Origin of the sequence: Microbacterium sp. zg-B185 (assembly GCF_030246885.1) — a bacterium.
In the GTDB taxonomy this organism is placed as follows: Bacteria; Actinomycetota; Actinomycetes; order Actinomycetales; family Microbacteriaceae; genus Microbacterium.
On sequence record NZ_CP126739.1, the window covers coordinates 2518029 to 2540874 of the forward strand.

Here is a 22846-nt window from a genome sequence, read left to right on the forward strand (position 1 = left end):
CCACAGGGATTCACGGACACGTCGTGTGTGCATGCGGGTTGACTGCGCCGTCGCCTACTCTGGTGCCATGGACCCGTTGGCCATCGTCGTGATCGTCGCCGCGCTGACGTGCGCGTTCTGCTGGATCGCGTCACTCATCACGAAGGACACCTCCTGGGTGGACCGCCTCTGGTCGATCGTGCCGGCCGTGTACGTGTGGATCTTCGCCGTAGCCGGGATCACCGCCGGCATCGACGCTGCGCGTCTGATCCTGATGGCGGTGCTGGTCACGGCGTGGGCGGTCCGACTGACGTTCAACTTCGCCCGCAAGGGCGGGTACACCGGCATGGAGGACTACCGCTGGGCCATCCTGCGCGCACGGATGAAGCCCTGGCAGTTCCAGGTCTTCAATCTTCTGTTCATCGTGCTGTACCAGAACGCGCTGCTCGTGCTGATCACGCTTCCGGCTCTGATGGCATGGCAGCATCCCGCGGCGCTCAACGGGTGGGATGTCGTGTTCGCGGTCCTGTTCGCCGCGTTCCTGGTCGGTGAGTTCGTCGCCGACCAGCAGCAGTGGGACTTCCATCGCGCCAAGGCCGCCGCAGGCGGTCGCCTCGAGCCCGGTTTCGTCACGTCGGGGCTGTTCCGATACAGCCGTCACCCGAACTTCTTCTTCGAGCAGGCGCAGTGGTGGACGTTCTATGCGATCGGAGCGACGGCGGCCGTGGCATCCGGATTGGGCGTGTGGGGCGGTGCGCTGAACTGGACGATCGTCGGAGCCGCCCTGCTGACCCTGCTGTTCATCGGATCGACGATCTTCACGGAGTCGATCTCGGCCTCGAAGTACCCCGCGTACGCCGACTACCGGCGGTCCACGTCGATGCTGGTCCCGCTTCCTCCGCGCCGGCGCCCGGCACGCTCTCCCAAGCCCGCGTAACGTCGCCGATGTCCCAAATCAGCACCCGATAGCGGCCCATAAGCTGCGAAATCGGGACACCGATGCGGCAGCGGACAGCGACAGCGACAGCGGCCAGGTGTCCGGTGTCAGGCGGTCGCGTAGCCGTCGGGGTTCTGGGACTGCCAGTTCCAGTAGTCGCGGCAGGAGTCATCGATCGTGAGCTGCGCCTTCCAGCCCAGGTCGCGCTCCGCCTTGGACGGGTCGCAGTAGGTCGCCGCCACATCCCCGGGCCGGCGATCGAGGATCTGCTTGGGCAGCTCGTGACCCACCGCCTTCTCGAAGGACGCGATCAGCTCGAGCACGCTGACCGGCGTGCCCGTGCCCAGGTTGTAGACGGCGAAGCCGGGCCGGGCCTGCTCCAGTGCGGTGACGTGGCCGTCGGCCAGGTCGACGACGTGGATGTAGTCGCGCAGGCCGGTGCCGTCCGGGGTGTCGTAGTCTGCGCCGAACACGCCGATGCGGTCGAGCTTGCCGACCGCGACGCGCGCCACGAAGGGCATCAGGTTGTTCGGGATGCCGGCCGGATCCTCCCCGATCAGACCGCTGGGGTGCGCGCCGACCGGGTTGAAGTACCGCAGCACCGTCACGTTCAGCTCGGGGTTGACCCGGGCGACGTCGGCGAGCACGACCTCGTTGATCCGCTTGGATTTCGAGTACGGGTTGGACAGGTCGATGCTCGTCGTGGATTCCTCGGTGAACGGGAGGTCCGCGGGGTCGGAGTAGACGGTGCCGGTGCTGGAGAAGACGAACGAGCGGATGCCGTGGCGCAGGCCCGCGCGCAGCAGCGCGAAGGTGGTGTCCAGGTTGTTGGCGTAATACTCGAGGGGCTTCTGGGTCGATTCCCCGACCGCCTTGAACGCGGCCAGGTGCACGATCGCATCGATGGGGCCGTGATCGGCGAACACACCCGCCAGGACCGCGTCGTCGGAGGCATCGCCCGCGACGAGCGGAGCGTCCTTGCCGGTGATCGCTGCGACGCGTTGGGCCGCGATCGCACTCGTCCCGGACAGATCGTCCAGCAGCACCACCTCGTGGCCGGCATCCAGCAGGGACACGGCGGTGTGCGCGCCGATGTATCCGGCGCCGCCGGCAAGGAGAACTCGCATCACCCGATGCTACCGAGCATCCGGATGCGCGCCGGCGCGGAACGGCGTCGGTGAAGCTCAGCGCCCGTCGAGGCGTCCGCCGGACTCGCGGAGGTAGCACTCCGCGCACATCGACTCGTAGGTCACCCGGTCGGCGGAGAGCTCGTCGATGGCGACCTGATCGCCGTCGAAGACGAACCGACCGCCGACGAGGCGCGCGTTGAAGATGGCCTTGCGTCCGCAGCGACAGATCGTCTTGAGTTCCTCGAGGCTGTGCGCCAGCTCCAGCAGCCGCCGCGAGCCGGGGAAGGCCTCGGTGCGGAAATCGGTGCGGATGCCGTAGGCGAGCACCGGGACGCCGTCCAGCACGACGATCCTCAGCAGGTCATCGACCTGGGCGGGCGTGAGGAACTGCGCCTCATCGATCAGCAGGCAGGCGACATCGACGGGCCGCCCGGACGGCGTCTGCTCGGGGAACAGGGCTTCGGCGGCGGACTGCTGCACACGTGCGCGGTGCTCGGCGAACAGGGCGCGCAGATCGGCATCCGGCGGGATGAGGAAGTCGACGGTCCGTGACATGCCGAGTCGGCTGGAGATCTTGTCGGACTCTTTGGTGTCGATCGCCGGCTTGGCGATCAGCACGTGCTGTCCGCGTTCCTCGTAGTTGTGGGCCGCCTGCAGGAGCGAGGAGGACTTGCCCGAGTTCATCGCACCGTAGCGGAAGTACAGTTTTGCCACGTGCCGAGCGTAGTCGCCGTCAGCGCCCCCGGCTCACCGACCTCCGAACCCGCCGCCGCCACCGCCGCCGCCGGACGAGCCGCCGCCGAACGAGCCGCCCGAAGAGGACCAGCTCGAACCCGATGACGAGCCGCCGGAGGAGCGCGGGCTGGAGACGGGCGTGGCCGCCAGCCTGCCGATCGAGGATGACGCGTCCTGCAGGGAACGCGACGACACTGCGTCCAGCAGCGGCAGGGTGGCCGCAGCGTCCGCGACCGGGGATGCGCTGCGGATCACCTTCACCCACTCGCGTTCCATTCCGAACAGGACGGCGTACGGCAGGAGCCGCTCGTAGACATTGACGATGCTGTCCCCCGGCGCGTTGGGCGTCTCACCGAACGTGCGGCGGCCGGATGAGACCAGATCGGCCGTCTGCGGCGACTGGGCGGCGCGCAGGCGATCCGCTTCGGCGAGCCGGAGGTACTCGCGGATGCCGTCCAGGTAGGTCTGATGGATGCCGCCCGCCACGGTGAGCGTGGTCTTCGGCAGCGGGATGAACGGAAGGCCGATGAATGCGAAGAAGCCGCTGACGATCGCCGCGGCGTACACTGCCCCGCCGATCGGAGACAGCTCGGCCAGGACTTCGTACGAGGTGTCGGCCAGCGTCAGCAGCAGCATCGCGAGAACGAAGCCGAGGATGCCGGTCGCGATGCGCACCGAGCCGATCCAGGCCGGGAGCCTGCTGCGATAGCCGCGCTGGAGCGTGTACTCGTCGATGCGTCGGACGTAGGTGACCGCGCGCGCCGGTGGCTTCTCGGCGAACCTGCCGAGGTCCACCCCCGCTCCCGGCTTGGCCTTCCGTGCGAACAGCGTGTCCAGTACGCGCAGATCGTCGTGCTCGAGTCCGTCCCTGCTGCGCAGGATCACCTCGAAATCCTCCGGATCCTCCCGGTCCCCGGACGCACGCAGCTCCACCGCGTCCCGCACCGCGAGGTCGACCAAGTGCGCGGCCATCGCGCGCTCCGGCACATCGAGCACCCCCGCCGACAGAGTGATCGATTCGTCCTTCGGGGGCGTGTACTGCACGATCACCGGGGAGCGGTCCGGGTTGCGCCGCAGCAGCACCCGCAGCACGAGCACGACCACCAGCCCGCCGACGCCGGTCAGCAGCGCCAGGGCCGGGAGGATCCACTCCCACCACGGGTACGGGGGCGGGGGCGGCGCGGTCAGCGCAGCGAACGTGCCCGGCTCGAACCCGATCGCGACGGTGACGTTCTCGTCCGGCCCGAGGTCGACGTCGCCGGCGGTGAACGACACGGACCGGTCCCCCGCGTCCATCGCGCCCACCGACGCCGCCCAGACCGCGACCTCTCCCGGCCAATCCGCTGCTGTCGCGGGCTGGAACTCGCAGGTGTCCGTCGAGCCTTCCGGCCCGGTATAGCAGTACGTCCGATCCGGGAGGAGCCCGGCCGCGGCATCCCCGCCGATGTGAACCCGCGCGGCGACCGAACCGAACGGCTGAGCGTGATCCGTTCCGACGGTGTCCCAATAGAATTCGTCGGCGTCGGTGTCCTCGTAGCGCAGGACGACGTCGCGCATCGTGTAGGAGATGACATAGGTCTGGGTTCCGCGCACGTACGAGTCGTCGCCGGTGAGCACGTAGACCCAGTCATCATCCTGCTCGGTCCACCACGGGATCGCGGCGCCTCCGGCCCCGGTGACGCCCATGACCTGGGTGTCGTGGGCGATGCCGGAGTCCACCTTGGGAATCGACCGGACGATGCCACGGTTCTGGTCGAACTCCGGGAATCGCGCGACGATCTTCTCGGTGGTGAACAGGTGGCTCCGGCCGCCGGTGCCGCGCACGAGATAGTAGTCCGCCTCGAAGGAGTCGTAGGCGAAATCCTCGACCGACGTGGGAGCGACCAGCTCCGGCGTCACCGATACGGCCGCCGGCTCCGCGCCGCGTGCATCAACGGCGTTGGCGGGTGCCGGCCAGAGCAGCGCCGCCATCCCGATCACGACCAGGAGCGCGACCGCTCGGTGCGATCGTCGTCCCCTGAGTCGCATCCCCCCACCCTAGGGCCGCACCGTGTCGGCAACCGGCGCGAGCCGCGACGCCGGGCGGGTGCGCGCCGCGACGCCGGCGGGTGCGAGCGGCAGAGCCGCGGGTCAACGCCGCGCGGCCGGGGCGGCGCGAGCCCTCAGGCGGTGAGGGCGAGGGCTTCCGCGGTCTCGGAGAGGATCTCCTCGGCGACCTCCGGACGCGGGTTGAGCTGCTGCCCGTAGCTGGGGATGAGCACGCGCAGGCGCGGCTCCCACTCCTGGATGCGGTCGGGGAAGCAGGTCTGAAGCAGGCCCAGCATGATCGACACGGCCGTGGACGCACCGGGCGAGGCGCCCAGCAGCCCGGCGATCGTTCCATCCGCGCCGGTGACGACTTCGGTGCCGAACTGGAGGACGCCGCCCTTCTTGGGGTCCTTCTTCATCACCTGGGCGCGCTGACCCGCGTTCAGCAGCTCCCAGTCCTCGTCCTTGGCCGTGGGCATGAAGGTGCGCAGGCTGTCGACCTTCTTCTTGTGGTTCTTCAGCAGCTCACCCACCAGGTAGGTGATCAGCGACGGGTTGTCGATGGCGACCTTCATCATCGGCCACAGGTTGCTGGGGCGTACCTGCGAGACGATGTCGAGCATCGAACCGTTCTTGAGGAACTTCGGGCTGAACGTGGCGAACGGCCCGAACAGCAGCGAGGTCTCGCCGTCGACCACGCGGGTGTCCAGGTGCGGCACCGACATCGGCGGCGCGCCGACCGAGGCCTGCGAGTACACCTTGGCCTTGTGCTTGGCCACCAGGGCGGGGTTGCTGGTCTTCAGCCACTGTCCGCCGATGGGGAACACCCCGTAGCCCTTGATCTCCGGGATGCCGGAGCGCTGCAGCAGTTTGAGCGCCCAGCCGCCGGCGCCGACGAACACGAACCGCGCCCGCGTCTCGCCCGGGCTGCTGCCGATCGAGTTGCGCCATCTGATGCGCCAGGTCCCATCCTTCATCCGCTTGAGCTTGCGCACCTCGCGGTTGGTGACGACCTGCGCCCCGCGCTCGCGCAGATTGTCGAACAGCTGGTGCGTCAAGGCGCCGAAGTCCACGTCGGTGCCGGCAGGCACCCGGGTGGCGGCGAACGGCTCGCCCGCCAGACGCTTCTGCATCAGCAGCGGCGCCCACTTGTTGATGACGCGCGAGTCCTCGCTGTACTGGATGCCGGCGAACAGCGGCTGGTCCTTCAGCGCTTCGTACCGCTTCTTGAGGAACGCGACATCCTTCTCGCCCCGGACGAAGGTCATGTGCGGCGTGGAGTTGATGAAGGTCGAGGGGGCATCCAGCGCGCCCTCCTCCACGAGCGAGGACCAGAACTGCCTGCTCTGCTGGAACTGCTCGTTGATCGAGATGGCCTTGGACGGATCGATCCTGCCGTCCGGACCCTCGGGCGTGTAGTTCAGCTCGCACAGCGCGGCGTGACCGGTCCCGGCGTTGTTCCACGCGTTGGAGCTTTCCAGACCGACGTCGTGGAGTCGTTCGTAGACGACGATCTTCCAGTCGGGCTGCAACTCAGAGAGGAGCGTGCCCAGGGTGGCGCTCATAATGCCGCCACCGATGAGAACGACATCGACGGTTTCTGTCACCAGACAAGTCTAGGCGCGGCCGGACCGTCCCCCGGACGCGCAGGAGGCCGGCATCCGTCGTCCTCGCACCTATCGCTGGACCGCGATGTGCGCAATCGGAGGCTGTGGCTCAGGCGTCGGCGGTCAGCCCCGCCGCGACGAGCTCAGCGATCTGCACCGCGTTCAGTGCGGCTCCCTTGCGCAGGTTGTCGTTGCTGATGAACAGCACCAGCCCCTTGCCCTCGGGGGCGGACTGGTCGGCGCGGATGCGACCCACGAAGCTCGGGTCCTTGCCGGCCGCCTGCAGCGGGGTGGGGATTTCCTCCAGCGTGACGCCCGGAGCAGCGGAGAGCACTTCGCGTGCCCGCTCGGGAGTGATCTCGCGCGCGAATTCGACGTTGATGCTCAACGAGTGGCCCGTGAAGACGGGCACGCGCACGCAGGTGCCGGCCACGCGGAGATCCGGCAGCTCGAGGATCTTGCGGCTCTCGTTGCGCAGCTTCTTCTCCTCATCGGTCTCGTTGGACCCGTCGTCGACGAGGTTGCCGGCGAACGGGATGACGTCGAACGCGATCGGCGCGATGTACTTGTCCGGCTGCGGGAAATCCAGTGCCGAGCCGTCGCGCGCGAGGCGATCGACATCGCCCTGCGCCATGACGCCCTCGATCTGGCCGAGGAGCTCCTGGACACCGGCGACACCGGACCCGCTGACGGCCTGGTAGGTGCTGACGATGAGTCGCTCCAGCCCTGCCTCGGCGTCGAGCACCTTCAGCGTCGGCATCGCGGCCATCGTGGTGCAGTTCGGGTTGGCGATGATGCCCTTGCGCGCCTCGGCGATCGCGTGCGGGTTCACCTCGCTGACCACCAGCGGCACGTCCGGGTCCATCCGCCACGCGCTGGAGTTGTCGATGACCGTGGCGCCGGCCTCGGCGAACCGGGGCGCGTGCGCCCGGGAGCCGGTGGCGCCCGCCGAGAACAGGGCGATGTCGATTCCGGCGAGGTGTGCCGTGGCGACGTCCTCGACGATCACGGCCTTGCCCTGGAAGATGACGTCCGAGCCCGCGGAGCGCGCTGTGGCGAAGGCGCGCAGCTCGCGGACGGGGAACCCGCGCTCCTCGAGGATGTCGAGCATCGCACCCCCGACCTGGCCGGTGGCGCCGACGACGGCGATGGAGAGTCCTGAGTCGGAGATGCGGGTCATGACGGGTTCCTCGATGCAGAGTGGGCGCGCAGACGCCATCGGTGCGCGGGGTTGCCTGATTGTACCGGCCGGGGCCGGATGCCGGTCGGCCCGGCCCCTCGATGCCGGTCGCCCCGGTCCCTCGATGCCGGTCGCCCCGGCCGCCGGATGCCGGTCGGCCCGGTCACCGCTCGCCTGTCACAAACGGCACGCCGCGTCGGCGTGTCGTGACAGGGGAACGAGGTGGGTCGGCGGCTCAGCGGCCGGTGCCGGCGTGGATGACCGCTTCGGCGTCGCCGTCGAGGCCGTACGCGGTGTGCACCACGCGGGCAGCCTCGGCCAGATCGTCGCCGCGGACGACGACGGAGATGCGGATCTCACTGGTCGAGATCATCTCGATGTTCACGCCCGAGACGCTCAGCGCCTCGAACAGCGTCGCGGAGACACCCGAATGCGTGCGCATGCCCGCGCCGACGACCGACAGCTTGCCGATCTGGTCGTCGTGGACGAGGCTTTCGAACCCGACCTCGGGCTGTTCCGCCGCCAGCGCGCGCAGCGCGATGCCGGCGTCCTCCTTCGGCAGCGTGAACGAGATGTCCGTGCGGCCGGTCGAGGCGGCCGACACGTTCTGCACGATCATGTCGACATTCGCACCGGACTTCGCGACGATCTTGAAGATCTCGGCCGCCTTGCCCGGAACGTCGGGCACGCCGATGACGGTGATCTTGGCCTGGCTCAGGTCGGTCGCGACTCCGGCGACGATCGGCTCTTCCATCTGTTCTCCTTCTGGGGCTGCGGGCGGCACCATGCCCGGACCGAGCACCCAGGTGCCGTCGCCCGAGCTGAACGTGGATCGTGCGTGGATGAGCACCCCGTGCCGGCGGGCGTACTCCACGGCACGGATGTACAGCACCTTGGCGCCGTTCGCGGCCATCTCGAGCATCTCCTCGCTGGAGATCGAGGTGAGTTTCTGCGCGCGCGGCACCACCCGCGGGTCTGCGGTGAACACTCCGTCCACGTCGCTGTAGATCTCGCACACATCGGCGTCCAGGGCGGCGGCCAGCGCGACGGCCGTCGTGTCTGACCCACCCCGGCCCAGCGTGGTGATGTCGCGGGTGTCGCGGTTGAAGCCCTGGAACCCGGCGACGATCACGATCGCGCCCTCATCCAGCGCCTCGCGCAGCCGCACGGGCGTGACATCGACGATCCGGGCGGCACCGTGCGTGGCGTCGGTGATCATCCCCGCCTGCGAGCCGGTGAACGAGCGTGCCTCGAAGCCCATCGAGTGGATAGCCATGGCCAGCAGCGCCATCGAGATGCGTTCTCCGCTGGAGAGGAGCATGTCCAGTTCGCGCGGCGCCGGAATGGGGGCCACCTGCGCGGCCAGGTCCAGCAGTTCGTCGGTCGTGTCGCCCATGGCGCTGACGGCGACGACCACGTCGTGTCCGGCGCGTCGCGTGTCGACGATCCGTTTGGCGACGCGCTTGATGCTCTCGGCATCGGCGACGGAGGACCCGCCGTATTTCTGGACGAACAACGCCACGATGAAGCTCCCGGAGTCGCGTCACCGAAGCGACGCGCATGTGGTCAAGAACGGGCGATCGGATGCCGCGCCCAACGCACCATCTTACGGATCCCGCCGCGCCGGCCCGTCCATGAGTCGGTCTGCGACCGCTACGCCCTGGCGGTGCTGGGAGCTCGCTCGTACCGGTCCGGCGTGATGGTCAGCTGCCCTTGGCCACCGGTCAGCGAGCGCAGATCCAGCACGTACCGTCCGAGTTCGGCCTCGGGGACGCTCGCCACGATGCGCGTCCCCCCGTCGTCGGTCGATTCGGTGGCGTTCACGTGCGCCCGCCGTGAGGACAGGTCGGTGAGGACCGGTCCCTGCAGGGCTGCGGGCACCGTGATGGTCACGATCGACACCGGTTCGAGCACCACCGAGCCGGCTTCGGCCAGCGCCGCCTTGACGCCGATCGAGGCGGCCGTCCGGAAGGCCATCTCGGAGGAGTCCACGGAGTGCGACTTGCCGTCGAACAGCTCGACGCGCACGTCGACGACGGGATGACCCTGGGGTCCCCCGGCAGCCAGCGCGTCCCGTGCGCCCTTCTCCACCGCGGGGATGTACGACCGGGGCACCGCGCCGCCCACGACCGCGTCCACGAATTCGAAACCGCCTCCCGGCGGGAGGGGGCTCACCCGCAGCTGCACCACCGCGAATTGGCCGTGCCCTCCGGACTGCTTCTTCAGCTTCCCCTCCGCCTGCGCGGCGCGGGCGATCGTCTCCCGGTAGGCGACCGGTGCGGGACCGGTCGTGACGTTCACGCCGAGGACGCGCGCGAGCCGCTCCACCGCGACCGCGACGTGCGTCTCCCCCAGCCCGCGCAGGAGCGTCTGGCCCGCCGCCCGGTCCAGCCGCAGCGTCGGGTCCTCGGCGAGCAGGCGCGCCAGCGCGGTGGAGAGCTTGGCGTCATCGGATTGCGTGGCCGGGGTGAGGCTTACGGCGTAGACGGGATGCCGGGACGGAAGCGGCGCGGGACGTCCGCTGCCTTGCCGTGACCACAGCACAGACCCCGTGGGCGAGCCGACCAGCTTGGCGACGGCACCGACGTCGCCGGTGCGCAGGGCGTCGGCAGGCAGATGCTGGGCGCCGCGGAGCCGGAACAGGGCCGGCATCCGCTCTTCGGCGCCCGTCGTGGCGTTGCGCAGGCGGTCGCCGGGGCGCAGCGTTCCGGAGAGGACCTTCAGCATGGCGATCTGCCCCACGAACGCGTCGGCCACCGTGCGGAAGACGTGCACGACGGTCTCGCCATCGGGTGTGGGTGCGACCCTGACCTCGGTGCCGGCGGCGCCGTCCGCGGCGGCGCCGATCACGATCCGGCTGTCGTGGTCGCGTGCGGCCGGCGTCAGCGCGCACAGCAGATCGGCGGCGCGGTCGACACCGGTTCCGGTGAGGCCGGAGCAGAGCAGCACCGGCACCGTCCCGCCGGAGGCGACCTCGTGGGCGAGCGTGCGCTCGAGCTCAGCCGGTGTCGGTTCGTTGCCGTCCAGGTACGCCTCGAGCTGCGCGTCGTCGTGGGAGACGATCTCCTCGGTCACGCTCACGTGCAGGTCGTGCTCCTCGGCCTCCGCCGCGGCAGGGACCGGCTCCTGGTGGGAGTGGCCGGTGTCGTCGTAGACGAGGGCATGCTCGCTCAGGAGGTCTGCGACGACGTGGAAGTCCTGCTCTTCTCCGATCGGCAGCTCCAGCGGCCACAGGTGATCACCGAAAGCGGCGCGCAGTTCGCCCAGCACACGGCGGAAGTCGGCGCGGGCGCGGTCCTCCTGGGTGACCACCACGATCCGTGGCAGGCCGACTGCCTGGGCAGCGGCCCACACCGCGCGCGTGCCCGCGGTGACCCCGTCCACCGCGCTGACGACCACGGCTGCGGCATCCGCCACCGCCAGGGCCGTGTCCACGCCTCCGATGAAGTCGGGATGCCCCGGGGTGTCCACCAGGGTGATCGCCCGCTCGGTGCCTTCCGCCGGTGCCCACGGCATGTGGGCCAGCGAGATCGCCAGCGTCGTCTGGCGGGCGATCTCCTCGGGATCGTGGTCGCAGACGGTGGTGCCGTGCTCGATCGATCCGCGGCGCGGGATCGCCCCGCTGCGGAACAGCAGCGCTTCCGCGAGCGTCGTCTTGCCGGAACCGGGGCCGCCCACGAGGGCCACCGTCCGGTGCGTCGGATCAGGGTTCGCATCCATGGGGCCTCCCACGCCGGTGTGAGTTGCTGACCATCGTGCCCTGTTCGTCGCGCCCTGTCACGTGCCCGCGCGTCCGGACCGTCGCGATAGCATCCCGAGCATGGCTGAGTTCGAGGCGTGGGCCGAGTTCAACGTGGCGATGGTCGGCGCGACGGCGGCGCTGGCCGGGTTGGTGATCGTCGCCGCGAGCGTCAACATCGCACAGATCATCAAGACGCGCGCGTTGACCGCACGCCTCGCGGCCGGCATCGCCGCCCTCGTCCTGGCGATCGTGGCGTCCGCGCTCGGGCTGATCCCGGAGATCACACCGATCTGGTTCGGGGTTCTGCTGATGGCCGCCACCGTCGGCGCGGGGGCGTTCCAGGTGCTCGCGACGCGCGCGATCTTCGCCGACCCGGACCCGGCCGCCCGCGCACGTCTGCCGAAGTCCGTGCTCGGCTTCCTGCCGATCCTGGCCTACCTGGCCGGCGCGATCGCCGTGATGGCCGCGCATCCGTCGGGTCTGCTGCTGGCGGCCGCCGGCTGCCTTCTGGCGATCGTCGCGGCGATCGTGGTGTCCTGGGTCGTTCTGGTCGAAGTGCTGCGCTGACCGTCCGCTCAGCCCGCGGCCACCGGCGGGAGCTTGCCGGGCGGCTCGCGGGTCCGCACCGTGCCGCCGGTCGCCGCCAACCAGCAGCCGAGGATCACCAGCGGCAAGCCGATCAGCAGGCCGACGTGGAGCTCCTCGCCCAGGATGAGCACGCCCAGCAGGATGGCCACCACCGGGTTGACGTAGGTGAACAGCGGCGCCCGCGCCGGACCGACGTGATCGATCAGGGCGAAGAAGACGATGAAAGCGACCGCCGTGCACAGCACCGCGAGCGCCGCCAACGACACGGTGCTCTGGAGCGTGGGCACCTCGTGCTGGGTGAGCAGCGCGATGGGGAGGTAGAAGATCCCGACCGCGGCCAGCGAGATGGTGATCGTGCCGAGCGCCGGCACGCCGGTGAGCTTGCGAGCCACGATGAACGGTGCGATGGCGTAGCAGATCGCCACGATCAGCACTTCGCCGATCGCGAGCAGGCCGGCGGCACCGCCGGTGGCCAGTCCGGGACCGGCGACGATGATCCCGACCCCCGCGAACCCGACGACCAGGCCGATGGTGCGGGCGGGCCGCAGGACCGCTCTGTCGCCACCGGCGAAGGCGATGATCGCCGCGAACAGCGGCACGGTGGCCACCAGCAGGCCCGTCAGGCCGGACGGCAGCGTCAGTTCGGCATGCCCCAGCAGCAGGAACGGCACCGCCATCTCGATCCCCGCGAACAGCAGCACCCAGCCAACCTTCGCGAAAGCGGGGCGCAGCGCCTTCTGCCGCAGCGCGAACGGAAGCAGCAGCAGCGCAGCCAGGAGCGTGCGTCCCACGACCACCGACGCGGGCGAGTACGAGTCGACCGCTTGCTTGATGAACAGGTAGGGCATCCCCCACAGCACCGCCATCGCGGCGAAGAGCACCCAGCCGCGGGCGCCGAAGCGCTGGGTCGCGGCGATCATCAGACCGCGCGACGACCTTCGAAGGCACGACCGAGCGTGACTTCGTCGGCGTACTCCAGGTCTCCACCGACGGGCAGCCCGGAGGCCAGGCGTGTGACGGAGATCTCGAGGGTGTGCAGCAGACGGCTGAGGTAGGTGGAGGTCGCTTCGCCCTCGAGGTTCGGGTTGGTGGCGAGGATCACTTCCTGGACCGTGCCGTCGGCCAGACGCTGCATCAGCTGGGTGATGCGCAGATCCTCCGGCCCGATCCCGGCGATCGGGCTGATGACACCGCCGAGCACGTGGTAAAGCCCGCGGAACTCACGCGTACGCTCGATCGCCGCAACGTCCTTGGCGTCTTCGACGACGCAGATCACGGCCGGGTTGCGGCGCGGGTCGCGGCAGATGCCGCAGCGGTCCTGTTCGGAGACGTTGCCGCAGATCTCGCAGAACCGCACTTTCTCGCGCACCTCGGCCAGCAGCTGGGCCAGCCGTGACACGTCGAAGGACGGGGTCTGGAGGATGTGGAAGGTGATGCGCTGAGCCGACTTCGGGCCGATGCCGGGAAGACGCCCGAACTCGTCGATCAGATCCTGGACGATGCCGTCGTACATGGTCAGCTGAACCTCGTCGGCGGCTCGTAGGGCTCCTCGCGCACGAAGCGCGCACCCAGCACCTGGCGCACGACCGCTTCGCCGTAGCGCTGCGAGCCGGCGGCGGACTGCCGTGCGCTGGTCGGCATCGGCGGCGCCACCACGGGCGGCACCGGCACGTCGGTCACGGCATCCGTCTCGTCCTGGTCCTCGTCCTCGGTCGGCATCGAGGGCGCGATGTCCTGTGCCGGCAGCACCTCGCCCTCCCGCGGCGGAGCGAGCGTCGCGACGTGTGCACGCGCGGCGGCGTCCTCGGGCTCGTCATCGACGGCGAACTGCGCCACGGATGCCGGGGGCTCGGGGTCATCGGCCGGGGGCGCGTCGTCGTCGCTGGGGATCGCCGCGACGACCCACTCGGTGACCGGCGCGGCCGCGGCGGCGCGGGCGGGGACGGCAGAGGGTGGCCGCGGCGGCTCGGCAGCGGTCGCCGGAGCGGGTGCCGGCGTGGCCGCTCCCGGCCCGGGGCCGGCGTCGCTGTCGTGCTTGGCCAGGTACTTCACCCGGATGCCGAGGACCGCGAGGATCGCCTGGCGGAGGTCTTCGCTGGGTCCGGCACCGGCGGAGAGCTTCTTGAACCGTGCGACGTCGGACTGGCTCTGGAACGACAGGGTGAGCACGTCGCCGGCGAGCGCCGTGACGCGGGCCACCGACGCGATGAGCCAGGAGGACCGGCTCTTGGACTCGAGGCCTGCAAGAACCTCGGGCCAGGCATCCCGCATGTGCTGGAGCGTGACCGGCCCGGTGGGGGCTGGCGCGGGCGCGGGGGAAGAGGAAGGCGCCGGGGCGGCAGGATCCGGCGCGGCGGGCGCCGCAGCAGGAGCGGGTGCCGCAGCGGGCGGAGCCGGAGCCCGCGTTGCCGGGGCGGGCGCAGCCGCAGCGGGCGGAGCCGGGGCGGCGGGTGCAGCAGCAGGAGCCGGTGCCGGGGCGGGCGCAGCCGCAGCGGGCGTTGCCGGAGCGGCCCGCGGGACGGCCGGACTCGGCGCAGCCGCCGCGGCGGCCGCGGCGGTCTGTGCCAGGACGCGCGCGACCATCAGTTCCAGCTGCAGGCGGGGCGAGGTGGCGCCGTTCATCTCGTCGAGGGTGGCCACGACCAGGTCGGCGGTGCGCGAGAGCCGCAGGGAGCCGAAGAGCTCGGCCTGGCGTGTCATCCGTGCGAGGTCGTCCGCGGACACCCCGCGCAGCACGGCGCCCGCGCCTTGACCCGTGGCGGCGATCACGATCAGGTCGCGCAGCCGCTCCAGGAGGTCATCGACGAACCGACGCGGGTCCTGCCCCGTCTGCACCACGCGGTCCACGGCGGCGAAGGCGGCCGCGGCATCGGCGGCGCCGAACGCGTCCACGACCTCGTCCAGCAGCTCTGCGTGCGTGTAGCCGAGCAGGGACACCGCCCGCGCGTACTCCACCAGGGTCCCTTCGGAACCGGCGATCAGCTGGTCCAGGAGTGAGAGCGTGTCGCGGGGCGACCCACCGCCGGCGCGGACCACGAGCGACAGCACGCCCGGCTCGACGGTGACGCCTTCGGCCTCGCATAGGGTCTGCACGTACTCGAGCATCGCGGCGGGCGGGACCAGGCGGAACGGATAGTGGTGCGTGCGCGAGCGGATCGTCCCGATGACCTTCTCGGGCTCGGTCGTGGCGAAGATGAACTTGACGTGATCGGGCGGCTCTTCGACGAGCTTCAGCAGAGCGTTGAAGCCCTGCGGGGTGACCATGTGCGCCTCGTCGAGGATGAAGATCTTGAAGCGGTCGCGGGCGGGGGCGAACACGGCGCGCTCGCGCAGGTCGCGGGCGTCATCGACGCCGTTGTGGCTGGCCGCGTCGATCTCCACGACATCCAGGGAGCCGCCGCCGTCGCGCCCCAGTTCGACGCAGCTGTCGCACACGCCGCACGGGGTGTCGGTCGGCCCCTGAGCGCAGTTGAGGCACCGGGCGAGGATGCGCGCGGAGGTGGTCTTGCCACAGCCGCGGGGACCGGAGAAGAGGTAGGCGTGGCCGACGCGATCGCTGCGCAGCGCCGTCATCAGCGGTTCGGTGACCTGAGACTGCCCGATCATCTCGCCGAACGCCTCAGGACGGTATCGGCGGTACAGAGCAGTCGTCACTCCCCCAGCCTACGGCGTGCGAACGACATCGCGTCGGGGCGATGCGGGCCCCTGCCGCGGCGCGCGGCGAATCCCCGGATGCGGCCGGATCGGGACGATCCCGCTGCGTTCGTCCCGATCCGCGCACCCCGGCGGATCGCCCGCGGTGTGGCGATCACACGTCCGCGCCGTGCTCCACATCCGCCGTCGCACCGATGACCGGGATGCTCGTGGTGACGGTGGGCACCGATGCAGACAGCAGCGTCCCGTCTTCGCGGCGGACGTCCGCGAACTGCTTGAGCGATGGTCGCCCGGGGATCACCGGACCCTGGCCGACGAGGGGAACGACGACCTCCTCGCCCGCGCCGATCGCGAAGGGCTTGCCGCGCACGCTGAACACCAGCGGATCGCCCTCGCCCGCGCGGATGCGGAACTGGTCGCGCGTGATGGTCACATCCAGTGCTGTGCCGTGCCACTGCAGCTTGAACGACAGCTCCGGCCAGTCCGCCGGCAGCCGGGGATCGAAGGTGAGCTCGCCGAAGTGATCGCGCATGCCGCCGAAGCCCGAGACGAGCGCCGTCCACACGCCACCGGCCGAGGCGACGTGCACCCCGTCTGCGGCGTTGTGGTGCAGATCGCCGAGGTCGACGAAGATCGACTCGCGGAAGTACTCCAGCGCAAGGTCCTGGTAGCCGACCTCGGCGGCGAGGATCGCCTGCACCACCGCGGAGAGGGTCGAATCGCCGGTGGTCAGCGGGTCGTAGTACTCGAAGTCGGCGAGCTTGTCCTCGTCCGAGAAGTGGTTGCCCTGCAGGAACAGTGCCAGCACGACGTCCGCCTGCTTGAGCACCTGGTACCGGTAGATCACCAGCGGGTGGAAGTGCAGCAGCAACGGACGCTGATCGGCGGGGGTGTGCTCCAGGTCCCAGACCTCGCGCTCCAGGAACACGGCGTCCTGGGGATGGATGCCGAGGGCCGGGCTGAACGGGATGTGCATGGCCTCCGCGGCCCGCTCCCATCCCTCCGGCTCGGAGGGATCCAACCCCAGCCGGTCGGTCATCGCGCGGTAGGCCTCCGGGTCGTCCTCGGCCATCTCCCGTACGGTGCGCGCGGCGAAGCGGAGGTTGAAGCGTGCCATCACGTTGGTGAAGAGGTTGTCGTTGACGACCGTGGTGTATTCGTCCGGCCCGGTCACGCCGTGGATGTGGAAGGACTCTTCGCCGTCGGTGTCGCTGGTGCGCCAGAACCCGAGCGTCGCCCACAGCCGGGCCGTCTCGACCACGATGTCCACACCCTCGCGGTGCAGGTACTCGATGTCTCCGGTCGCGCGCACGTACTTGGCCAGCGCGAAGGACACGTCGGCGTTGATGTGGTACTGCGCGGTGCCGGCGGCGTAATAGGCGGATGCCTCTTCGCCGTTGATGGTCCGCCACGGGAACAGCACGCCGTGCTCATTCAGCTGGTGCGCGCGGCGGCGGGCGGCCGGGAGCATCAGATACCGCATCCGGATCGCATTGCGCGCCCACAGCGGCGTCGTGTACGCCAGGAACGGCAGCACGTAGATCTCGGTGTCCCAGAAGTAATGACCGCTGTAGCCGGAGCCGGTGACGCCCTTGGCGGGAATGCCCAGTCCGTCGGCGCGCGCCGCGGCCTGGGCGAGCTGGAACAGGCACCAGCGGGTCGCCTGCTGCAGGTCGTCGTGTCCGCCGATGCGCACGTCCGAACGCGACCAGAAGCCCTCCAGCCAGAGACGCTGACGCTCGTACTGCAGCTCGACGCCTTCGACCTCGATCCGATCCAGCGTCCGCCGGCAGCGGTCGACCAGCTCGCGGGCCGGAACGCCCCGGGAGGTGTGGTAACTCACGAGCTTGGTGATGCGGATGGGCACGCCCGCGCGAGCCTGGACGCGGAAGACGTCTTTGGCGATATCGGGTTCGACGAGGGTGCGGTGGGTGTATTCGTTCTCGGTCTCCACCACGTGGTCTGCGACGACCGCCATCGTCATCTCGGACTCGGTCACCTGGTACGACAGTGCCGATCGGCCCTTGTCCTGCCAGTATTCCTGCGGCTGCAGGACGCGCTGGTGGATCCGCTCGGCCTTGCGCGGGTCGAAGCCGGACTTCTTGGACGCCGTCGTGGTGCCCCCGTACACGTTCTCGCCGTCCTGCCGGTTGATCACCTGGCAGCTGACGGTGACGGGGGCGTCGGCGTTAAGCACGGTCACCTCGAGGCGGAGGATCGCGAGGTGCTTCTCCTCGAACGAGACCAGGCGGTCATCCTCGACCAGCACGTCCTTGCCCGACGGGGTGGTCCAGCGGATGCGGCGATGCAGCACGCCCGCACGCATGTCCAGGACGCGGCGATACTCGCGCACGTCCGCGGTGTCCAGCGAGAGGGGCTCGTCGTCGACGTAGACCCGCATCACCTTCGCGTCCGGGGCGTTGATGATGGTCTGCCCGACCTCCGCGAACCCGAACGCCTGCTCGGCGTGACGGATCGGGAAGGTCTCATGGAATCCGTTGATGAACGTGCCGTGCTCCTGCGCGAAGCGGCCCTCGATCTGGTTGCCGCGCAGTCCCAGGTAGCCGTTACCGACCGCGAAGATCGTCTCGGTCACGCCGACATCCTCCATCGAGAAGCTCGTCTCGACGAGGTTCCACGGGTCGACGGGAAAGCGGTCGCGGTCGATCATTCGGGAAGCTCCTGGGCATCGGTCTGGGGGGAGGATTCGGGGCGGCGCACCAGTGCCGCAAGGTCGTCCACCACGACGTGCGCGCCGGCTCGGCGCAGCTCATCCGGGCCGGTGCCCCGATCGACGCCGATCACCAGGGCGAAACCGCCGGCGGCGGCGGACTGAACTCCGCTGATGGCGTCCTCGATCGCGGCGCTCCGGGCGGGATCGACGCCGAGCATCCGCGCGGCCTCGACGAACACGTCCGGCGCCGGCTTGGAGGCGAGGTGGTCGCGTTCGGCGATGACGCCGTCCATCACCACAGGGAACCGTGCGCGAAGCCCGGCGGACTGCAGCACCTCTTCGGCGTTCTTCGAACTGGACACCACCGCGGTAGGCGTGCCCGCGGCATCCAGCTCGTCCAGCAGCGCGACCGAGCCGGGGTACGCCACGATCCCCTCGGCCCGCAGCAGCCGCGAGAACACCTCGTTCTTGCGGTTGCCGATGCCGCACACCGTATCGGCCGTCGGCGGGTCGGCGGGATCGCCCCACGGCACCTCGACGTCGCGGCTGCGCAGCAGACTGGCCACGCCGTCATAGCGCTTCTTGCCGTCGAGGTAGTCGAAGTAGTCGCGCTCCGTGTACGGGGGCGTGATGTCCCAGGCTGCGAACAGCTCCTCGAACATGGTCTGCCAGGCGTGCATGTGCACTTCGGCGGTAGGCGTCAGGACGCCGTCCAGGTCGAACAGGACGGCGTCGTACGAAGTGAGGTCGGGCGGGGCGTCGACGGTCACGAAACCTCCAGGGCGAGGTGCGGATGACGGGCTGCGGCTCGTCTTTGCGCCGGCCACCAGCGTAGTCCGGCGCAGAGGCCCGCCGTAACCGTCTGGGGCATGGACACGACCGCTCAGGTCCCGGCGACGGTGAGGGTCTGACGGGCGATCTCGAGCTCCTCGTTCGTCGGGACGACCAGCACGGTCACGCGGGACGCGTCCGTGGAGATGACTCGGATGCCGCGGCCGGTCGCCGCATTGCGTTCGAGGTCGATCTCGACGCCGGCGAACCCCAGTGTCTCCAGCCCCGCCGCACGGACGGCCGGAGCGTTCTCGCCGACGCCGGCGGTGAAGGAGATGACATCCACACCCCCCATCTGGGCGATGTAGGAGCCGGCGTATCCGCGCAGCCGGTGCGCGTACACCTCGAAGGCGAGGATGGCGCGGTCTTCGCCGCGCGCGATCGCCGCGCGGATGTCTCGATAGTCGGAGAAGCCGGACAGCCCGAGCAGTCCGCTGCGCTTGTTCAGCAGCTCATCCAGCTCGTCGATGGACATGCCCACCCGGCGGGCGAGGTGGAACAGGACGGCGGGGTCGATATCGCCTGAGCGGGTGCCCATGACCAGGCCCTCCAGCGGGGTCAGCCCCATGGAGGTCTCCACGGAACGGCCGCCGTCCACGGCGGTGACGGACGCGCCGTTGCCCAGATGGAACACGATCTGCTTCAACTCGGCCAACGGCCGCCCCAGGAACAGGGCCGCCTGCTCGCTGACGAACTTGTGGCTCGTGCCGTGGAACCCGTAGCGGCGGATGCGGTACTCCTCGGCGAGGTCCTCGTCGATCGCATAGGTGTACGCCGCGCGCGAAAGCGTCTGATGGAACGCCGTGTCGAAGACTGCCACGTGCGGGACGTCCGGGAACGCCTTCTTCGCCGCCTCGATACCGGCGAGATTGGCCGGATTGTGCAGGGGGGCCAGCACCGACAGCTCGGCGATGTTGATCTCCACCAGGCGCGTGATCAGGGTCGGCTCGAAGAACCTGGCGCCGCCGTGCACGACGCGATGCCCGACCGCGATCGGCGGACGTTCGGCCAGTGACGGCCCGTTCTGCCCGAACGCTTCCAGCATCACGGCGAACCCGGCGGTGTGATCGGGGATCGGCAGCTCGCGCGTGTAGGTCGCGTCCAGCATGGTCGGCGCAGGGCCGTCCGAGCGTTCGGTGAACACCGTGTGCGAGGATCGGCCCGTCTCTTCGCCGATGCGCTCGACCAGTCCCGAGGCGAGCACCGTCTCGGCATCCATATCCATCAGCTGGTACTTGAACGACGACGAGCCGCTGTTGACCACGAGCACGACGCTCATCGGCATCCCTCTCCCCCACCGTGTCCCATGTGTTGTTGCTTCGTGGCGTGCCGGGCAACAAGATCCGGGACATGGCCGGATGCTGTGCGCGCCGTTCTCACGCGGAATCCTCCTGGGCTTGGGCCTGGATGGCCGTGATCGCGATGGTGTTGACGATGTCATCGACCGTCGCGCCCCGGGAGAGGTCGTTGATCGGCTTGTTCAGCCCCTGCAGCACCGGTCCGATCGCGACGGCGCCGGCCGAGCGCTGCACCGCCTTATAGGTGTTGTTGCCCGTGTTCAGGTCGGGGAAGATGAACACCGTCGCCCGCCCGGCCACCGCGGAGCCCGGCATCTTCGCTGCCGCCACCGCCACATCTGCGGCGGCGTCGTACTGGAGGGGCCCCTCGACGAGGAGTTCGGGAGCGCGCTCGCGGACCAGCATCGTGGCAGCGCGGACCTTTTCGACTTCGGCACCGGCACCCGACTCCCCTGTGGAGTAGGACAGCATCGCGATGCGCGGATCGATGCCGAACTGGGTCGCGGTCGCCGCGGACGAGATGGCGATGTCGGCGAGCTGAGCCGAGGTCGGGTCGGGGATGACGGCGCAGTCTCCGTAGACCAGGACGCGATCGGCCAGTGCCATGAGGAACACCGACGAGACCACCGAGACGCCCGGCTTGGTCTTGATGATCTCGAACGCGGGCCGGATGGTGTGCGCGGTGGTGTGCGCCGCTCCGGAGACCATGCCGTCCGCCAGGCCGAGGTGCACCATCAGCGTGCCGAAGTAGGACCCGTCCGTCACCGTGTCGGCCGCCTTGGCGAAAGTGACTCCCTTGTGCGAGCGAAGGCGGTGGTACTCGTGCGCGAACCGGTCCACGTGCACCGGGTCGAATGTGCTGAGCACGGTCGCGGCGGTGATGTCGACACCCAGTTCGATGGCGCGACTGCGCACCTCGACCTCTTCGCCCAGGATCGTCACGTCCGCGATGCCGCGCGCCAGCACCGTCGCGGCCGCCCGCAGCACACGATCGTCATCGCCCTCCGGCAGCACGATCCGGCGGCGCTGCGCCCGGGCGCGCTCGATGAGCTGGTACTCGAACATGAGCGGGGTCACCACTGTGGAGTGCGCCAGACCCAGCGACCGGGTGAGCTCCTGCGTGTCGACATGGCGCTCGAACAGCGCCAGCGCGGTGTCGTAGCGTCGCGACGAGTCCGCCGCCAGGCGGCCGCGGGTGTTCATGATGCGCACGGTGGTGTCGTACGTGCCCAGGTCGGTGGCGATGATCGGAAGCGCGGAGGCGAGTCCGTCGATCAGACGGTCGATCGCATCGGGCAGGGGGAACGGACCGTTCAGAACCACGCCGGCGATGGAGGGGAAGGTCCCGGATGAGTTGGCCAGCATCGTGGCCAGCAGCACCTCGGTGCGATCGGCCGGAATCACCACGATCGCGCTCTGGGTGAGTCGCGGCAGGACATTGACCATGGACATGCCCGCCACGACGACGTCCAGCACCTCCCGGGTGAGCAGGTCGGGGTCGCCCTTGACCAGGCGGCCCTGTACCGAGCGCATCACTCCGCGAACCGACGGCGCGATGAGGAAACGGTCCTCCGGCAGAGCCCAGACCGGGATCGCCTCGTCGCCGGCGTTGGGGCGGAAGCCGGCGAGCACCTGCTGGATCGATGCGATGACGGCTGTCATATCGGCCGGCTCGGTCCGGTTCGCGACGACGGCGAGGAGACTGGCGCGCTCGTGCGCGAGCTCGGCCAAGGCCAGGGAGGTGATCTGCCCCATCTGCTCGGGAGTGCGCGGTGTCGATGCACCCAGCTGCTCCCCCTGCCCCGCACGGCCGCTGAGGACCAGCAGGACGGGAGCACCGAGGTTTGCCGCGATGCGGGCGTTGTAGCTCAGTTCCGCAGGGCTGCCGACGTCGGTGTAGTCGCTGCCGACGATCACGACCGCGTCGCACTGCGCCTCGACGGCTTTGTACCGTTCGACGATGCGGCCGAGGGCCGCCTCCGGATCCCGGCGCACGTCGTCGTAGGTCACGCCGATGCACTCGTCGTAGTCGAGGTCGACCCCGTCATGGGCCAGCAGCATCTCCAGGACATAGTCGCGTTCGACGGTGGATCGCGCGACCGCACGGAACACGCCCACCCGCGGGGTGGCTCGGCTCAGTACGTCTAGGACGCCCAGCGCGACGGTGGACTTGCCGGAGTGTCCTTCGGCCGAGGTGATCAGGATGCTCTGCGCCACCCACCCAGACTAGGGTGCGACGCCCGCCCAGACGATGGGCCGACCGACGTGCGCCCCGATCCGTCCCGACAGCGGTTCGGCGGGATTCCGATCACGGGATCTGCGCGCCGCAGCGGACCCCGGGAAAATTAAGACTCTCCGCGAACCCGGCAGAGCCCGGTTACCCTTGCTACGTTTCCGTCCTGGGGGAGTTGGCCTGGATGCCGCCTCGCGGAGAGCTGGGAACAGTCTAACCGGTCCGCGCGG

16 protein-coding genes and 1 other RNA gene are annotated in these 22846 nt (G+C 69.7%); 2 read left to right on the top strand and 15 right to left on the bottom strand.

Annotated features, from left to right (window positions below; all coding sequences use genetic code 11):
- Nucleotides 1–67 precede the first annotated feature (67 nt).
- Complete coding sequence (locus QNO12_RS12125; protein WP_257504042.1) at nucleotides 68–916, top strand: DUF1295 domain-containing protein; 849 nt, start codon at nucleotides 68–70, stop codon at nucleotides 914–916.
- Between the two features lie 107 nt (nucleotides 917–1023).
- Here QNO12_RS12125 and galE read toward each other — a convergent pair whose 3' ends face one another.
- From galE to QNO12_RS12160, 7 genes are all read right to left on the bottom strand, one after another.
- On the bottom strand, nucleotides 1024–2043 hold the full coding sequence (gene galE, locus QNO12_RS12130) for a UDP-glucose 4-epimerase GalE (RefSeq protein ID WP_257504043.1): 1020 nt from the start codon (nucleotides 2041–2043) through the stop codon (nucleotides 1024–1026).
- Nucleotides 2044–2100: 57 nt separating this feature from the next.
- Nucleotides 2101–2760: a thymidine kinase gene (locus tag QNO12_RS12135; protein ID WP_257504044.1), complete on the bottom strand. Its 660-nt coding sequence runs from the start codon at nucleotides 2758–2760 to the stop codon at nucleotides 2101–2103.
- A gap of 33 nt (nucleotides 2761–2793) precedes the next feature.
- A complete protein-coding gene (locus tag QNO12_RS12140; protein WP_257504045.1) occupies nucleotides 2794–4809 on the bottom strand; it encodes a DUF2207 domain-containing protein in 2016 nt (671 codons plus the stop codon).
- A gap of 134 nt (nucleotides 4810–4943) precedes the next feature.
- Nucleotides 4944–6416: a malate:quinone oxidoreductase gene (locus QNO12_RS12145; RefSeq protein WP_257504046.1), complete on the bottom strand. Its 1473-nt coding sequence runs from the start codon at nucleotides 6414–6416 to the stop codon at nucleotides 4944–4946.
- A gap of 109 nt (nucleotides 6417–6525) precedes the next feature.
- Nucleotides 6526–7596: an aspartate-semialdehyde dehydrogenase gene (locus QNO12_RS12150; protein WP_257504047.1), complete on the bottom strand. Its 1071-nt coding sequence runs from the start codon at nucleotides 7594–7596 to the stop codon at nucleotides 6526–6528.
- 235 nt (nucleotides 7597–7831) lie between these two features.
- Nucleotides 7832–9118 carry an aspartate kinase gene (locus QNO12_RS12155; RefSeq protein WP_257504048.1) on the bottom strand — a complete coding sequence of 429 codons (1287 nt, stop codon included), beginning with the start codon at nucleotides 9116–9118 and terminating at the stop codon, nucleotides 7832–7834.
- A gap of 131 nt (nucleotides 9119–9249) precedes the next feature.
- Complete coding sequence (locus QNO12_RS12160) at nucleotides 9250–11316, bottom strand: elongation factor G (RefSeq protein ID WP_257504049.1); 2067 nt, start codon at nucleotides 11314–11316, stop codon at nucleotides 9250–9252.
- 100 nt (nucleotides 11317–11416) lie between these two features.
- Here QNO12_RS12160 and QNO12_RS12165 point away from each other — a divergent pair, with 100 nt between their 5' ends.
- Entirely contained in the window at nucleotides 11417–11905 is a 489-nt protein-coding gene (locus tag QNO12_RS12165) for a hypothetical protein (RefSeq protein WP_257504050.1), read from the top strand.
- Nucleotides 11906–11913: 8 nt separating this feature from the next.
- Here QNO12_RS12165 and QNO12_RS12170 read toward each other — a convergent pair whose 3' ends face one another.
- The 8 genes from QNO12_RS12170 to ffs all read right to left on the bottom strand — a co-directional run bounded on the left by QNO12_RS12170 (nucleotide 11914) and on the right by ffs (nucleotide 22823).
- Nucleotides 11914–12846 carry a DMT family transporter gene (locus QNO12_RS12170; RefSeq protein WP_257504052.1) on the bottom strand — a complete coding sequence of 311 codons (933 nt, stop codon included), beginning with the start codon at nucleotides 12844–12846 and terminating at the stop codon, nucleotides 11914–11916.
- A complete protein-coding gene (recR, locus tag QNO12_RS12175; protein WP_257504053.1) occupies nucleotides 12846–13439 on the bottom strand; it encodes a recombination mediator RecR in 594 nt (197 codons plus the stop codon). The genes QNO12_RS12170 and recR overlap by 1 nt, the downstream gene beginning before the upstream one ends.
- Before the next feature lie 2 nt (nucleotides 13440–13441).
- On the bottom strand, nucleotides 13442–15580 hold the full coding sequence (locus QNO12_RS12180) for a DNA polymerase III subunit gamma and tau (protein ID WP_257504054.1): 2139 nt from the start codon (nucleotides 15578–15580) through the stop codon (nucleotides 13442–13444).
- Nucleotides 15581–15734: 154 nt separating this feature from the next.
- Nucleotides 15735–18251 (bottom strand): glycoside hydrolase family 65 protein, encoded by a 2517-nt coding sequence (locus QNO12_RS12185; RefSeq protein ID WP_257504055.1) that lies wholly within the window; start codon nucleotides 18249–18251, stop codon nucleotides 15735–15737.
- Nucleotides 18248–19024, bottom strand: coding sequence for an HAD family hydrolase (locus QNO12_RS12190; protein ID WP_257504056.1), 777 nt, complete (start codon nucleotides 19022–19024; stop codon nucleotides 18248–18250). The genes QNO12_RS12185 and QNO12_RS12190 overlap by 4 nt, the downstream gene beginning before the upstream one ends.
- A 113-nt stretch (nucleotides 19025–19137) precedes the next feature.
- Nucleotides 19138–20364, bottom strand: coding sequence for an acetate/propionate family kinase (locus QNO12_RS12195; RefSeq protein WP_257504057.1), 1227 nt, complete (start codon nucleotides 20362–20364; stop codon nucleotides 19138–19140).
- 97 nt (nucleotides 20365–20461) lie between these two features.
- Complete coding sequence (gene pta / locus QNO12_RS12200; RefSeq protein WP_257504058.1) at nucleotides 20462–22600, bottom strand: phosphate acetyltransferase; 2139 nt, start codon at nucleotides 22598–22600, stop codon at nucleotides 20462–20464.
- A gap of 126 nt (nucleotides 22601–22726) precedes the next feature.
- Nucleotides 22727–22823, bottom strand: an RNA gene (gene ffs, locus QNO12_RS12205) — signal recognition particle sRNA small type.
- Between the last annotated feature and the right edge of the window lie 23 nt (nucleotides 22824–22846).